This is a genomic window from Mycetocola miduiensis (assembly GCF_900115155.1).
Taxonomy (GTDB): Bacteria; Actinomycetota; Actinomycetes; order Actinomycetales; family Microbacteriaceae; genus Mycetocola_A; species Mycetocola_A miduiensis.
Genome location: NZ_FOVM01000004.1, coordinates 148215 through 161885, shown reverse-complemented (window position 1 = coordinate 161885; position 13671 = coordinate 148215). Strand labels below are relative to the sequence as shown.

Genomic DNA, 13671 nt, shown 5'->3' with positions numbered 1-13671 from the left:
CGAGCGGCCCGGCGCGCTAGAGGAACGGCGTGCGCGTCGCGACCTCGGCTTCGGACCAGATCGCCTGGGCGGCACCCGCGTCGACGGTGACGGCCGCAGGCTGGGCGCGGACCGCCGGCCCCTTCGCCCCGTAGCGCGGGCCGTAGAAGGCACCGCCGCCGGCATCCGGGTCGGTGACCGCCCGCACGACCGGTTCAGCGCCGCGGTTCTTACCCTGCGTGAACGGGGCCTGCAGCCCGTCGACGAACCGCTTGCCGCGGCTCGGTTCATTCACTCCGGGCACGTGAGGGGTGCGCCCAGAGATCGAGTACCCGGGGTGGGCGACGAGAGACCGGATGCCGCTCCCCCGCTCGCGCAGACGGCGGTCGAGTTCGAACCCGAACGACGACAGCAAAATCTTCGACTGGGCGTACGCCTGCCATCCTGAGTATCGGCGGGTCAACTGCAGGTCATCGAGCCGCAACGACACCAACAAGGTGGCGAGGCTTCCGAGAGACACGACGCGCGAACCCGGGGTCCGTTCGAGCGCGGGAAGAGCTGCAGCGGTGAGCGCGAACGCCCCGAAGAAGTTGGTGGCGGTGATCAGTTCGAGCCCGTCGACGGTTTCTGTCCGCCGCAGGGGCGGGTGCACGATGCCGGCGTTGTTCACCAGGGCGTCGAGCCGATCGAGCCCGGCCAGGTGTTCGCCGGCGGATCTCACCGACGCGAGGTCCGCCGTGTCCAGCTGCAGCACCGAAAGCTCCGCGTCAGGTACCCGCGCACGGATCGCGCGCATCGCGGCATCCGCTCGCTGCGAATTCCTGCAGGCCAGGATCACGGATGCGCCGGCGCGCGCGAGCGCGAACGACGTCCAGAACCCGAGCCCCGCGTTCGCGCCGGTAACCGCGACCACCCGTCCGCGCTGGGACGGCAGCCGAACGGGGTCCCAGGTCACCGTTGCCCGTTGGCGATCTGCTCGTGGTGGTGGATGACCTCGGCGACGACGAAGTTAAACCATTTCTCGGCGAATGCCGGGTCGAGGTGTGCTTCTTCGGCGAGCCCGCGGAGGCGTGCGATCTGGCGCCGCTCCCTCTCGGGGTCGGCGGGGGGCAGCCCGTGCTCCGCTTTGAGGGTGCCGACCTGCTGGGTGGCCTTGAACCGCTCGGCGAGCATGTGGATGAGCGCGGCATCGATGTTGTCGATGCTGCGTCGAAGGCTGTTGAGCTCTGCGGAGACTGCGTTCTCGACCATGCGACCAATCTACCGCGCCGGGCTGTCGTGCCGGACGTTGCCCTCTGGTGTGACGTCAGGCGACGACGCGACGGCTGAGCCGGATGCGTTGCTGGGTGAGCAGGATGCCGATGAATACCAGGACGGCGCCGACGGGTTCGTGCCAGCCGAGCGACTCCTGCAGGAGCAGCACGCCGAGGATCACGCCGACGACCGGGGTCACGTAGGTCACCCCGCTCGTGGCTGTTGGCCCCCATGCTGCGAGTACGTTCATGTTCCAGATGTAGACAACGCCGGTGCCGAGGGCGCCGAGGCCGATCAGGCTCAGAACGACCCAGACGTCCAGTTGCACGGGATGCCAGGCAACCACCGGAGTGAGTAGCGCCATGATCACCGCCGCCATCCCGATGTACATGAACGCCGACGTGATCGACGGCACCTTGTACGGGGCGAGGAACTTGCGCAGGTAGCCGAGCGCGAAACCGTAGCAGGTCACCGCCCCGAGGCAGGCCAGTTGTCCACGCCAGTCGCCGAGCAGCGCACCGACCTGCCATGGCGCCACGATAACGACGACACCCACCATGCCGACGAGCACCCCGAGGACCTGGCCCCAGTTGAGTTTCTCCACCCGGAAGACGAGGGTGGCCATGATCGCGGTCGTGATCGGCGTCACGGCGTTGAGGATCGAGGCGAGACTCGACGAGATGTATTGCTCCGCCCAGGCGAACAGGAGATATGGGATAACGCAGAAGGTGATGGAGATGATCGCGTAGTGCAGCCAGATGATCGGCTGGCGCGGGAGCCGGGCGCGCGTCACAAGGGCGATGATGCCGAGGGTGAGAGCACCGAGCATGATCCGGGTCCAGGCCACCTGCCCGAACGAGACGCCTTCGAGCGCGACCTTCATGAAAAGGAAGCTGGCACCCCAGATCATCCCCATACCGATGAACTGCAACACGATCCGCGGCTGGGCGGATGTCTGGGTCGATGGCGGGGTCATGCGCGGGGATCGGCTGGTGCGGATGCTGGTCACTCAGTCAATCTAGCGACCGCGCGGCGTCGCCACTGGCGGATTCCGGCCACGGCACCGCAAGATCCTGCCCGATCAGGACGGACGCGGCACGACGGGGCCAACCTGCCTCGACAATCGCGCTTCCAGGTGGGCTCGAACATCGGGCCAATCGTCGAGAATCACCGAGAACTGGGCCGTGGTGCGCCAGGTTCCATCGGCGCGCCGCTTGTCCCGGCGGATGAGCCCCTCGAAGGTCGCGCCGATCCCGGCGATTGCCGCCCGTGACCGTTCGTTCCGTTCGTCGGCCTGGATCTTCACCCGCCCGAACCCCGAGTCGAAGGCGAGGCCGAGAAGAAGCAGCTTCGCTTCAGAGTTGACAGCCGAACCCCACACCGTGGGACTGTACGCGGTCCAGCCAAGGTGCGCATGCTCGTTCGCCTCATCGAAGTCACCGAGGGTGGATGTGCCGACGATGAGGCCGTCGGCGTCGCCGCCGCCGATGAGACGGATCGTGAAAGACCGGTTGGTTCCCTGGTTGAAATAGCCGGCGGCGAATCGTGTGAAGGCGTCGAGGTCGCGCGGCAGTCCCGCCGGGCCTCCACCGTACCCGCCGGCGAAGACGTCGGGAGTCGCTATGGCGTTGAACAGCCCTGGATGATCGTCGCTCGTCATCGGATCGAGCCGGAGGAATGTGCCGACCAGCGACGCTGGCTCAGGAATCGTTGCGATCACCGGAACAGTCTAAAGACGCGCACGGACGAGGCAGGTCGGGGAGCCCACTTCAACCGTCCCGATCCGCTTGGAGGGCACGCCGCGCGAATCAAGGCGGAAACTCGACACTCCACCGGATCGTTCGTTGGCGACGTGCAGGAGCTCTCCCGACTCGACATGGTGCCGCGGCCAGTTGCCGCCACTGTCAACGTCGGCCACCGCGCGCACGGTCGACCCGTCCCCGGTGATCGCAAGGGTTGACACCCGGTTGCTGCCCCGAATCGACACGTGGAGCTGTTCGCGGGAGGCCGCGAGGCTGATTTCCGAGGCGTTGTCACCGTCCTCGATCGAATCGGCCGTCGCGAGAACGGATGCCACGACCCGCCATCTCCCGTCGTCCCCCCGCCCCAGCGTGAAGACTTCGTTGGAGTATTCGGTGACGACATGCACGTGGCCTGACGGGTGGGCGACCAGGTGGCGCGGACCGACGCCGAACGGGAGGACGATCTCCTGGCTGCGCGACAGTCGCGTGCCGGTGCGGGCCCAGATCCGGACGGTGTCGTGGCCGAGGTCCGTTGTCGCGACGCGGCCCTCCGGCAGCACGAGGGAGGCGTGCGCGCGGGACTGGCGGTCGACGGCGGCGTCGGACACCGCCTTGCGCAGCGCGAGTTCGGCGAACGGGTCGTCACCGAAGTCGACCGGCTCCTCCGACGCGGCCTGCGCTGCGAGCGGATTGCCGTACGGGTCGTTGGAGGCGTCCGCGGCGATGCCGTCGGCAGCGAACGATCCGTTGCCGGCCAGCGCGAACACAACGACGCGTCCGTCGCCGTAGCAACTCGCGATGAGAGCCGAGCCGTCCGGCGTCACCGTGAGCTGGCAGACCGCTTCCCCGGCCTCGATCGGTTTGCCGAGCGGCACGAGCCCGTATTCGCCCCGTCGGGCGAGCGCCTCGACCGTGCCGGAGTGTTCGAGTGCGGCATACACGACGGGAAGGGTGGGGTGGGTGGCGATGAACGACGGCGAGTCGAGCGCCGACGAGGACAGCGGATGCAGCGTGCCCCGGTCTTCTTGCCGGAGTGCGGTGATTCCGGCGCCGGACCCACCGGCATCCTCGGTGTACGAGCCGAGCCAGAAGAAGGGGTTGGGGACCTCGCGCTGTGCCATGCCTTTCAGTCTGGCAGCAGTTCGTGCAAGCATGGGGACCATGGGCACTGCCTCCAGCTTCTCCCGCGCCGCCGATGTCTTCGTCGACCTGGTCCGTGGCATCCGATCCGACCAGTGGGAATCGCTTGGGCTCGGTGTGTGGAGCGTCCGCTCGCTCGTCGGTCACACCGCCCGCGCGCTGATCACCGTCCGCGACTACCTCGAACTCGACCCGGCGAACCAGATCGATATGGAGACCGCCGGTGACTACTACGGGCAGATCTACCTCGTTTACACGAACCCGGAGGCCATCGCCCAGCGCGGCGTCGCCGCGGGCATCGCGCTCGGCGACGACCAGGCCGCCCGGATCGAGGAGCTGAAGGAGAAGGCACTCAACCTGATCCTGGCCCAGGAGCCGTCACGCCTGGTGTCCCTTGGCGGAATGGGGATTCCGCTCGACGAATACCTCCGAACGCGCGTCTTCGAACTCGTCGTCCACTCGATCGACATCGCTCGCGCCACCGGTCAGAAAGCCCTCTTCGACCCGGACCTGGTCGAAGAGGCCGCGGCGCTGGCGGCCGGGATCGCCGCGCGCAAGGGCGACGGCGAGCAGGTGCTGATGGCGCTGACCGGCCGCGAAACGCTGCCTGAGGGGTTCAGCGTCGTCTGATCTTCTTACGGGAAGCCTGTTGACCGGCGCGGATCGGGTAAGTACCGTCGGAGGATGAATTTCGTTGAGGCCGTCGGCCTCACAAAGACATACACACCCAAGGGCGCAGAGCCGGTCCACGCGTTGGACGGGCTGGACCTCTCCGTGCCACGGGGCACGATCACCGCAATTCTCGGACCGAACGGTGCCGGTAAGACCACGGCGGTAAAGGTGCTGACGACGCTCATCGTCCCAGACAGCGGCACCGCGACGATCGGCGGCATCGACGTGTTGCGCCGCCCTGAGGCGATCCGCCCCATCATCGGCGTGTCCGGTCAGTATGCCGCGGTGGATGAGAATCTCACCGGCTTCGAGAACCTCGACATGGTCGGCAGGCTCTATCACCTCGGCGCCAAGGCGTCCCGGGCGCGAGCGAAGGAACTGATCGATCTGTTCGACCTGTCCGAGGCGCAGAACCGCCCGGTGAAAGGGTTCTCCGGTGGCATGCGGCGGCGGATCGACCTGGCCGGCGCCCTCGTCACCCAGCCGGAAGTGCTCTTTCTCGATGAGCCGACCACCGGGCTCGACCCGCGGAGCCGCCTGGGCATGTGGGACATCATCCGCTCACTGGTGAGCCAGGGCTCCACGGTTCTCCTCACCACCCAGTACCTGGAGGAGGCAGACCAGCTCGCCGACGACATCAACGTCATCGACGAGGGAAGGGTGATCGCGAGGGGAACCGCCGACGAACTGAAGGCATCCGTCGGTGGCCAACGGGTGGAGTTGAACCTCGTCACCCCCGATGACACCGTCGCCACAGTGGAGGTCCTGCGCCGCTACGGCACCTCGGAGCCCGCCGTGTCGAATGACTCGCGCACGGTCACGGTCAGCGTGGCGAGCGGTCCGGAGGCGCTACAGCTCGTTCTGCGAGACCTCGAGCAGCAGAACGTCGCCCTCTTCGACGCCGGCATGCGGCGGCCCACGCTTGACGACGTGTTCCTGCGGCTCACCGGGCACACCACCGCCGATGCCGAGGCTGAAACCGTGAAGGAGAAAGCACCGTGACCGTCGGGGCAGCGATCCGAACGGATGCCACGGCGCGACCCGGTCCGCTCTCGCGCTGGATCAACGACGGCTGGATCACCACCCGCAGGAACCTGATCAAGATCAAACGAGTGCCGGACATCCTCGTGTTCACCACGCTTCAGCCGATCATGTTCGTGCTGCTGTTCACCTATGTCTATGCCGGCGTCATCGATATCCCGGGCAGCACGTACACCGAGTTCATCATGGCTGGGATCTTCGCGCAGACCGTCGTGTTCGGGTCCACGTACTCCGGATCGGCGATGGCCCAGGATCTCAAAGACGGGATCATCGACCGGTTCCGCACCCTGCCGATGAGCCCATCGGCTGTGCTCATCGGCAGGACGAACGGCGACCTGCTCATCAACAGCATCTCGATGGGCGTGATGATGGCGACCGGGTTCGTCGTGGGCTGGCGGATTCGATCCAGTTTTCTCGAGGCCGTGGGCGGCGTCGCGATACTGCTCCTCTTCGCCTACGGGCTGTCGTGGGTGATGGCCTTTCTCGGCATGATGGTGCGCAGCCCTGAGGTGATCAACAACGTGTCATTCCTCATTCTCTTCCCACTGACCTTCATCTCGAACGCATTCGTCCCGGCCGAGACCCTGCCTCCGCCGCTGCGGCTCATCGCCGAGTGGAACCCCGTGACCTGGCTCGTGCAGGCTGCCCGTGAGCTCTTCGGCAATGTGCCTCCTGGCACTCCGGTCGGCGACAGGTGGGTGCAGCAGAACCCGGAACTCGCCGTTCTGATCGGAGTCGTCGTGATTCTGATCATCTTCGTACCTTTGGCCATCCGCCGGTTCTCGCAAGTGACGTCACGCTGATTCGCATTCCTCACTCCGCGCACAGTCGACGGCATCGAATCTTTGACAAACCTTGAGGTTAGACCACCCGAAATCCTGATAATCGACAGGAAGAATCTAAGTCAGCGGCAACCCGAATACCGCTTCGGGCCGATGCCCGGTGGAAATCTACAGCAGCACAATCGTGGCGGACCCCCCCCTCGCCGCCATGATTCCCCTGAAGTCCACCGGGCGTCGCCTCTTCTCGCCGCCCGGCACCAGACAGGCGGCAGCTGGAGCCGCGTCAGACCATTACGGACAGCCGGTACCCGACGCCACGGACCGTTTCGATCCAGCGCGAATGCTTGGGGTCGTCGGCCAGCTTTCGTCGAAGGTTCGCGACGTGCACTTCGATGGAGCGTTCCTCCGACTCGCTGACGAAGTCGTTGGCGATGTAAATATCGTCCCGCAGCTCGCGGACCAGGTCGGCTTTGGAGCGCACCCGACGCTTGCTCTGCAGGATCGACTTGAGCAGGTCGAACTCGGTGCGGGTGAGCTCGAGCTCGGCGGCGTCAAGCTCGACCGTTCGGGTGTCGGCATTGAGGGTGAGTCCGTTGTGGCTGTAGACCAGTTCGTCCCGGGCCGGTTGGAGGGCAGGTCGCGGCGGGTCCGCGTTCGTCACCCGGGGCTCGGGGACGCGCGCCGGCTCAACCGGCGGCGTCGCGGCGTCCGGCGCCAGAGTGCTGCTCGAGCGTGGTCGACGGAGCATTGCTTCGATGCGGGCGCGTAGCTCTCGTGGACGGAACGGTTTGATCACGTAATCGTCTGCCCCGGATTCCAGACCGAAGAGGAGGTCCGCTTCGTCTGACTGGGCCGTGAGCATGACGATGTAACAATCGCTGAAGAGGCGCACGCGGCGGGCCACTTCCAGCCCGTCGATGTCGAGAAGACCGATGTCGAGGGTGACAACGCTCGGCTGCTTCTCGCGAACCAGCTCAACCCCTTCGGTACCGCTCGCCGTGGAGGTGACGTCAAAACCCGCCTGCCGCAGAACAGTCTCGACGAGGATCCGGATGTCAGCATCGTCCTCGATCACCACAGCCGTACGGCGCGTGTCCTCTGCCATCTTGAGCGGTCCCCCCATCGAGCGTTTGCACTTTCCCGTCGGGTGCAAGCGGCACGATACTCACTTCGGCTCCACTCTAGTTGGCGCCGCGGAAATCTCGGGCCGGAGCGCGACCCCAACGCGGGGTACGTGGCGCCCCTTGTTGTTGAGAATTACTCAAATTTTGCGTGATTCTTGAGGACTCCTTGCGCCGTTGCCGCGACTGCCCCACCACAGTGATCCCAACGCTTTGGGGGAACGGCGATAAGCACCGCAATGATCCCGGTGCGGTCGTATTGCCCAGCTTCGGCGCCTGGAGTGGCGTCTTCGAAAGGAAACACCATGAACAAGTTCGTAAAGGGATCCATCGCCGGTGCAGCCGGCATCACGCTCCTGCTCGGCGGCCTCGGATCGTTCGCCCTGTGGAACGACTCCACAACCGTGACCGCCGGGGCGGTGAACTCCGGTGAGCTGCAGATCGTCGAATCCGCCGCTGAGGGGTCGTGGGCACCCAAACTCGCGCACATCGTTCCCGGTGACACCGTCACCTACACAGAGACCTTCACGGTAAAGGCCAAGGGAGACAACCTCCACGCACAACTGATCGCCAACGTCGGCGAGCCCGCGTCCAAAATCACCGGAGCGGAGGTGACCACGAATTTCAGTGTGTCGGGGGGAGCCACTCGGGACCCGGCCAATAAGAACCTGTACACCTTCGACCAGGGGACTTACGAAGTCAAGGTGACGATCACCGTCGTGTTCGACTGGACAACGGCCGGGCGCACCGGCCAGAACCAGACATTCACGCCAGGCCCCGTAACGGTGTCGCTGGAGCAGGTTCTTCTTCCGTAGCCCATTCAGCGGGGGCGCCCGCCCTCTGGCGGGCACCCCCGGCTCCTCGGTCGCCGGAGCATCCGGATTCCCACACTCGCAAAGGACGCGGACCCCGCATGACACAGCACAGAAGGGCACACGCCTCCGAGAGGCCGAGGTCGTCCGCCATCCGGCGGATTCTCGCCACCGCCGGCGTCTTCGGGGTCGCAATCGCGACCGCGCTCTCGGCGACGGGAGCTACCTACGCGCTATGGAGCGACAACGCCTCGGTGAACGCGCCCACCCTGACGGCCGGCTCAACGGGACTGACCATCAACGGGATGACGGACGCGACCATCCCCATGACGGCGGCCCATCTGTATCCCGGCGGCTCGGTGGTGTCGGCGGCACCCCTCACCGTGCACAACACCGGAACAGTTCCGCTTTCAGTGACAGCCGCCGCCCCGGTCTTTTCCAGCACGGACGCCGTTCTTGCTCCCCACCTCACCGTCGCTCTCCGCCCCTCTGACGCCTGCGCGCCCGGCGCCGTTGGCACCCCGCCGACAGCGTTGCCTGCGTCCATGGGCAGCCCCCTCCTTCTTCCGCCGGGGGCCGACGTTCGGCTCTGCCTCGAGGTCTACCTCAGCGCAGACGCTCCGAGCACGGTGCAGGGAGCAGCGGCCGCTTTCGCCGTGGAGCTCGACGGCGCCCAGGTTCCGCGATCATGATGCGCAATCGCGCGGCGGCGCTTGCCGCCGTCATCCTGTTCCTCGTTCTCTCCGGAAGCGGGATCTCCCACGCTTACTGGAGCACTCACGCAACGAGCCGGGCAAACGTCCAGGCGGCATCCCTCGCGGACAACTGCCCGACCGTCCGGGGCGTCCCCACTGGTTCGGGGCCGTGCCTTGTCGCCGTCACGACCCTCACCAACGTCACCAGCCCAGGCACGCCGCCCCGCGTCGGTGACACCCTCGAGTACACCACCACCGTCACGAACAACGGCGGCGCTCCGTCCGGTCTCACCCGGCTCAGCGGCACAATCCCTGACGGGCTCACCTTCGAGGCCGGATCTCTAGGAACGACCGGAGCGTCGCAGTCGGATGCCGCAGGCGATGATCATGCGGAATACCTCGCGTCGTCTGGCACCTTCACCGCACGGCTCGGCGACGGCGCTACGGCGACGACAGGTGGGGCCATCGCGCCAGAGAGCAGGGCGACGTTCACGCTTCGAAGCATCGTCAACGCGCACAGCACCGCCGAGAAGATCATCAGCTACGCCCAGGCGACCGTCACCTACATCGACACTCGTGCCCCGCAGTGGACGGTCAATTTTTTGTTGGTCCCGGTCGTCTCAACGATCCAGGACTCAACCGACCTCGCGACGACCCAGGTCGTCGCGAGTCCCTGGGTGACCCCGGGAGGATCGAACGGTCCGCGCTGGACGATCACCGTGACGAACAACGGCCTCAGTAACGACGGCGCCGTCGTGCGCGTCGTGGTTCCCACCGGGCTGGCGAATCCTTCCTTTTCCGGGCCGAATTCGTGCCCGGCGGTCACCGGGATGGCACAGACGTTTGACTGCGACGCGGGTACTTTGTCTGCCGGGGCGTCGAAATCGATCATCTTTCAGGGGACGGTGCCGTCGACGTACTCCGGCGACCCGTTGCTGTCGGTGACAGCGACCGTACGGGGATCGATCTACGACCACGAGCCGGCAAACAACACGTCGACCGGCACCGTCACTGTGGTGTATCCCGTGAACACCCCGGCTGGGGGACGGTGACATGGTGACATCCTGCTCCAGTCCCCGACTGATGGCTGGCGCTTTCCTGTTCGCCGCGAGCGCGTCGCTCGGAATGGCCGCAACCCCGGCCAACGATCCGGGCCTTCTCGTCAGCTCAGACGGCGTCACGTTCGCGACGACCCTGGACAAGAGCCTCTTCGACGACCTCGCGCTTCTGGTGCCCACCGAGTCGACGACGTCTGACCTCTGGATCAAAAACCCCACCGCCTCCCCCATATCGGTGCGCATCAGCGTCGAGGAGGTCGATTCCGGATCCAGCGCGTTTGCCGACAACCTGACGCTGACCTCGCTTGTCGCGAGCTCGGGCACGACGCGCGCCGCGACGCTCCGGGAACTGTCCGGATGCAACGTGATCGTTGCATCCGAAACGCTCCCGGGCCGTGGCACTGTGAAGGTTCACTTCACCGCATCCCTCGGCGATCTGAACGGTCTTGCCGGGCAGAATGACAGTGCGCCCATTGTGCTCCGAGTCGAGATGCGCGACGGCGAAGCCGGCCGGTTCCCGTCGACGCCGTGCGAGGACCCTGAGACGACGGCCACAGCCTCCGGAGAAACCCTTGCCCACACCGGCGCCGACGCGTCCGGCATGCTGACCGCTGGCGGCTTGCTTCTGGTGGCGGGCATCCTTCTCGTCGTCGATCGTTTCCGACGCGGGCGTTCGGCGCGATGACGACCACCGTCGAGCGCCGAGGGAGCATGGCCCCTCCCTCAGACCGGCGCGCACGGCGAGGGGTGTGGCACTACCTCGGACTCGGATCCAGCATCGGGCTCCTGCTGATCGTCGTCGCTGTGGCCTTCGCCGTCATCGTCGTGCCGAAAGTCACCGGGTCGGTGCCGCTCACCGTTCTGACGAGTTCGATGAAGCCGGGCCTGCCCGCCGGAACCCTCATCATCGTCCACCCGGTCGACCCGGAGGACCTTCACATCGGCGACGTCGCCACCTACCAGATCCGCTCCGGCGAGCCCGATCTCATCACCCACCGGATCGTGTCCATCGGCACAACGACGGCAGGCGAGACCTTCTTCACGTTTCAAGGCGACAATAACCGCTCTGCCGACCCCGATCAAGTCCAGGCGGATCAAGTGCAGGGGAAGGTCTGGTACTCGTTGCCCCTCCTTGGACACGTCAACAGCGTGGTCGGGTCGAACCGGTCCTGGCTGGTCCCCGTCCTCGCCGCCCTGCTCCTGGGGTATGCCGTCTTCATGATGGCGAGCGGCGCAGCCGAGGCAGCGAGACAGCAACGGATGGCCAGAAGGGCCGCACGAGGCTCCTTGCTCGAATGACACCTTAAACGTGATTTCTCCTCCCTGCCGCGCGCGTAACACCCGGCGTACCATGTGCGCTGACGGGTTCGACACACGGGGGCTTGAAACACCGGGGGTCTGAAATTCAAAGGAGTGGACGCGATGAAGCGTTCAATAGCATTACTTATTGGCATGCTCCTCGGCGCGGTCTTCCTCGTGTCGACAGGGCCTGCTGCGACAGCCGCTCCGTACTGCGGCATCACCTGGGGCTCCCTTCCGGAGTCCCAGAGCATCGGGTCGATGGATGCGTCATTGACGAACGTTCGCGCCGGACAGCATCCGTGTTACGACCGACTCGTCCTCGACGTCCGCGGCGACGTGCAGGGCTACTTCGTCGAGTACGGGCCGGTCGTACGTGACGGCATCGGTACGCCCGTTCCGTTGCGTGGCGCGGGCGACCTGCGCGTGATCGCCCTCGTGCCCGACAATCTCAACGGGGTGAAGACCTACAACCCCGCCAACGAGACTGAACTGGTCAACGTGACGGGATACTCCACCTTCAGACAGGTATCGTACGCAGGCAGCCACGAAGGCCAGACGACAATCGGGCTCGGCGTCCGAGCCCGCCTTCCGTTCCGGGCATTCATCCTCGACGGGCCGGGAACCGGAAGCCGCCTGGTGGTCGACGTCGCGCACTTCTGGTAGCCACGCCAGCGGCCATCACCCGAACGCAGGAGTGGCCCGAAAGACAGACTCTTTCGGGCCACTCCTGGAATGGTGTTGTTACTGGCTAGTCGATCAGGTCGTGACGCACAACGATCGCTTCACGACCCGGCCCGACGCCGATCGCCGAGATGCGCGATCCACTCATGGCCTCAAGCGCCAGCACGTAGTCCTGCGCGTTCTTCGGCAGATCCTCGAACCGGCGGCAACCCGAGATGTCCTGCTTCCAGCCCGGGAACTCTTCGTAGATCGGTGTTGCGTGGTGAAAGTCGGACTGCGAAACCGGGACCTCGTCATGTCGGACGCCGTCAACGTCGTATGCGACACAGACCGGGATGGTGTCGAGTTCGTCGAGGATGTCGAGTTTCGTGAGCACGAAATCGGTCACTCCGTTGATCCGCGCCGAGTAGCGTGCGATCGGAGCGTCGTACCAGCCGACCCGACGTGGCCGCCCGGTGGTCGTTCCGAACTCGAATCCGCGTGAACGCAGGTGATCACCGGATGCGTCGAACAGTTCGGTGGGGAACGGACCTGCACCGACCCGAGTCGTGTACGCCTTCACGATCGCGATTACCCGGTCGATCCGGTTCGGAGCGATGCCGGAGCCGGTCGCCGCTCCGCCGGAGGTCGCGCTGGATGACGTGACGAACGGGTATGTACCGTGGTCGACGTCGAGCATCGTCGCCTGGCCGCCCTCGAAAAGCACGATCTCGTCGCGCTCGAGCGCCTGGTGAAGCTCGAGTGCGGTGTCAGCAACCATCGGACGCAACCGTTCGGTGTACGACAGCAGGTCGTCGACGATCTCGTCAGCCGAAATCGCGCGGCGATTGTAAATCTTCAGCAGCATGTGGTTTTTGACGTCGAGCGCACCCTCGACCTTCTGCCGGAGGATGTTCTCGTCGAACAAGTCCTGGATCCGGATGCCGACCCGGTTGATCTTGTCGGCATACGCCGGCCCGATCCCCCGCCCGGTGGTCCCGATCTGGCGCTTGCCGAGGAACCGCTCGGTCACCTTGTCGAGCGTGCGGTGGTACTGGGTGATCACGTGTGCGTTGGCCGAGACTTTGAGCTTTGACACGTCGACACCGCGCGCGGTCAGCGCTTCCAGCTCGTGGAACAGCACCTCGAGGTCGATGACGACACCGTTCGAGATAACGGGGGTGACCCCTGGCGTCAGGATGCCCGACGGCAGAAGGTGGAGCGCGTACTTCTCATTGCCGACGACAACGGTGTGGCCGGCGTTGTTACCGCCGTTGAACTTGACGACATAGTCGATCCGGCTGCCGAGGAGGTCGGTCGCCTTCCCCTTGCCCTCGTCGCCCCACTGGGCGCCGACGATCACGATTGCTGGCATGGCGGATGCTCCTTCTTGGCGGAAAAATAGTGGGTGCC

Annotated in this window: 16 protein-coding genes; 9 read left to right on the top strand and 7 right to left on the bottom strand. The window is 65.7% G+C overall.

Going from position 1 to position 13671, the window contains the following annotated elements:
- Nucleotides 1–16 precede the first annotated feature (16 nt).
- From BM197_RS08395 to BM197_RS08375, 5 genes are all read right to left on the bottom strand, one after another.
- Nucleotides 17–934, bottom strand: coding sequence for an SDR family NAD(P)-dependent oxidoreductase (locus tag BM197_RS08395; RefSeq protein ID WP_090710546.1), 918 nt, complete (start codon nt 932–934; stop codon nt 17–19).
- On the bottom strand, nt 931–1230 hold the full coding sequence (locus BM197_RS08390; RefSeq protein WP_090710545.1) for a chorismate mutase: 300 nt from the start codon (nt 1228–1230) through the stop codon (nt 931–933). The genes BM197_RS08395 and BM197_RS08390 overlap by 4 nt, the downstream gene beginning before the upstream one ends.
- Before the next feature lie 55 nt (nt 1231–1285).
- Nucleotides 1286–2242 carry a DMT family transporter gene (locus BM197_RS08385; protein WP_342714565.1) on the bottom strand — a complete coding sequence of 319 codons (957 nt, stop codon included), beginning with the start codon at nt 2240–2242 and terminating at the stop codon, nt 1286–1288.
- Nucleotides 2243–2314: 72 nt separating this feature from the next.
- Nucleotides 2315–2953 (bottom strand): GNAT family N-acetyltransferase, encoded by a 639-nt coding sequence (locus BM197_RS08380; RefSeq protein ID WP_090710544.1) that lies wholly within the window; start codon nt 2951–2953, stop codon nt 2315–2317.
- A gap of 9 nt (nt 2954–2962) precedes the next feature.
- Complete coding sequence (locus BM197_RS08375; RefSeq protein WP_177216784.1) at nt 2963–4096, bottom strand: lactonase family protein; 1134 nt, start codon at nt 4094–4096, stop codon at nt 2963–2965.
- A gap of 40 nt (nt 4097–4136) precedes the next feature.
- Between BM197_RS08375 and BM197_RS08370 the strand changes: the two genes are divergently transcribed.
- The 3 genes from BM197_RS08370 to BM197_RS08360 are packed head-to-tail and all read left to right on the top strand — an operon-like array spanning nt 4137 to nt 6631.
- The gene (locus BM197_RS08370; protein ID WP_177216783.1) at nt 4137–4745 is read left to right on the top strand and encodes a maleylpyruvate isomerase N-terminal domain-containing protein; all 609 of its coding nucleotides are present in this window, start codon (nt 4137–4139) and stop codon (nt 4743–4745) included.
- A gap of 54 nt (nt 4746–4799) precedes the next feature.
- Complete coding sequence (locus tag BM197_RS08365) at nt 4800–5789, top strand: ATP-binding cassette domain-containing protein (protein ID WP_090710541.1); 990 nt, start codon at nt 4800–4802, stop codon at nt 5787–5789.
- The gene (locus BM197_RS08360; protein WP_090710539.1) at nt 5786–6631 is read left to right on the top strand and encodes an ABC transporter permease; all 846 of its coding nucleotides are present in this window, start codon (nt 5786–5788) and stop codon (nt 6629–6631) included. Before BM197_RS08365 ends, BM197_RS08360 begins: the two co-directional genes overlap by 4 nt.
- 262 nt (nt 6632–6893) lie before the next feature.
- Here BM197_RS08360 and BM197_RS08355 read toward each other — a convergent pair whose 3' ends face one another.
- The gene (locus tag BM197_RS08355; RefSeq protein WP_090710756.1) at nt 6894–7715 is read right to left on the bottom strand and encodes a response regulator transcription factor; all 822 of its coding nucleotides are present in this window, start codon (nt 7713–7715) and stop codon (nt 6894–6896) included.
- Between the two features lie 321 nt (nt 7716–8036).
- Between BM197_RS08355 and BM197_RS08350 the strand changes: the two genes are divergently transcribed.
- The 6 genes from BM197_RS08350 (at nt 8037) to BM197_RS08325 (ending at nt 12261) form a co-directional block, all read left to right on the top strand.
- Nucleotides 8037–8546 carry an alternate-type signal peptide domain-containing protein gene (locus tag BM197_RS08350; RefSeq protein ID WP_177216782.1) on the top strand — a complete coding sequence of 170 codons (510 nt, stop codon included), beginning with the start codon at nt 8037–8039 and terminating at the stop codon, nt 8544–8546.
- A 98-nt stretch (nt 8547–8644) separates the two neighbouring features.
- The gene (locus BM197_RS08345) at nt 8645–9235 is read left to right on the top strand and encodes a SipW-dependent-type signal peptide-containing protein (RefSeq protein WP_090710537.1); all 591 of its coding nucleotides are present in this window, start codon (nt 8645–8647) and stop codon (nt 9233–9235) included.
- Nucleotides 9232–10290 (top strand): DUF11 domain-containing protein, encoded by a 1059-nt coding sequence (locus tag BM197_RS08340; RefSeq protein ID WP_090710535.1) that lies wholly within the window; start codon nt 9232–9234, stop codon nt 10288–10290. Before BM197_RS08345 ends, BM197_RS08340 begins: the two co-directional genes overlap by 4 nt.
- Nucleotides 10291–10321: 31 nt before the next feature.
- Entirely contained in the window at nt 10322–10981 is a 660-nt protein-coding gene (locus BM197_RS08335; protein ID WP_090710533.1) for an LPXTG cell wall anchor domain-containing protein, read from the top strand.
- A gap of 26 nt (nt 10982–11007) precedes the next feature.
- Nucleotides 11008–11595: a signal peptidase I gene (locus tag BM197_RS08330; protein WP_177216781.1), complete on the top strand. Its 588-nt coding sequence runs from the start codon at nt 11008–11010 to the stop codon at nt 11593–11595.
- A 123-nt stretch (nt 11596–11718) separates the two neighbouring features.
- Nucleotides 11719–12261, top strand: coding sequence for an AMIN-like domain-containing (lipo)protein (locus tag BM197_RS08325; RefSeq protein ID WP_090710529.1), 543 nt, complete (start codon nt 11719–11721; stop codon nt 12259–12261).
- An 85-nt stretch (nt 12262–12346) separates the two neighbouring features.
- Here the strand turns inward: BM197_RS08325 and BM197_RS08320 are convergent, their stop codons facing one another.
- Complete coding sequence (locus BM197_RS08320; RefSeq protein WP_090710528.1) at nt 12347–13633, bottom strand: adenylosuccinate synthase; 1287 nt, start codon at nt 13631–13633, stop codon at nt 12347–12349.
- Nucleotides 13634–13671: the final 38 nt, after the last annotated feature.

What these genes read in the sequence shown, in the direction of transcription:
- BM197_RS08390 (WP_090710545.1), bottom strand. Translation starts at nt 1,230, where the DNA reads ATGGTCGAGAACGCAGTCTCCGCAGAGCTCAACAGCCTTCGACGCAGC.
- BM197_RS08375 (WP_177216784.1), bottom strand. Translation starts at nt 4,096, where the DNA reads ATGGCACAGCGCGAGGTCCCCAACCCCTTCTTCTGGCTCGGCTCGTAC.
- BM197_RS08350 (WP_177216782.1), top strand. Translation starts at nt 8,037, where the DNA reads ATGAACAAGTTCGTAAAGGGATCCATCGCCGGTGCAGCCGGCATCACG.
- BM197_RS08330 (WP_177216781.1), top strand. Translation starts at nt 11,008, where the DNA reads ATGGCCCCTCCCTCAGACCGGCGCGCACGGCGAGGGGTGTGGCACTAC.
- BM197_RS08365 (WP_090710541.1), top strand. Translation starts at nt 4,800, where the DNA reads ATGAATTTCGTTGAGGCCGTCGGCCTCACAAAGACATACACACCCAAG.
- BM197_RS08325 (WP_090710529.1), top strand. Translation starts at nt 11,719, where the DNA reads ATGAAGCGTTCAATAGCATTACTTATTGGCATGCTCCTCGGCGCGGTC.
- BM197_RS08355 (WP_090710756.1), bottom strand. Translation starts at nt 7,715, where the DNA reads ATGGCAGAGGACACGCGCCGTACGGCTGTGGTGATCGAGGACGATGCT.
- BM197_RS08370 (WP_177216783.1), top strand. Translation starts at nt 4,137, where the DNA reads ATGGGCACTGCCTCCAGCTTCTCCCGCGCCGCCGATGTCTTCGTCGAC.
- BM197_RS08320 (WP_090710528.1), bottom strand. Translation starts at nt 13,633, where the DNA reads ATGCCAGCAATCGTGATCGTCGGCGCCCAGTGGGGCGACGAGGGCAAG.
- BM197_RS08345 (WP_090710537.1), top strand. Translation starts at nt 8,645, where the DNA reads ATGACACAGCACAGAAGGGCACACGCCTCCGAGAGGCCGAGGTCGTCC.
- BM197_RS08340 (WP_090710535.1), top strand. Translation starts at nt 9,232, where the DNA reads ATGATGCGCAATCGCGCGGCGGCGCTTGCCGCCGTCATCCTGTTCCTC.
- BM197_RS08335 (WP_090710533.1), top strand. Translation starts at nt 10,322, where the DNA reads ATGGCTGGCGCTTTCCTGTTCGCCGCGAGCGCGTCGCTCGGAATGGCC.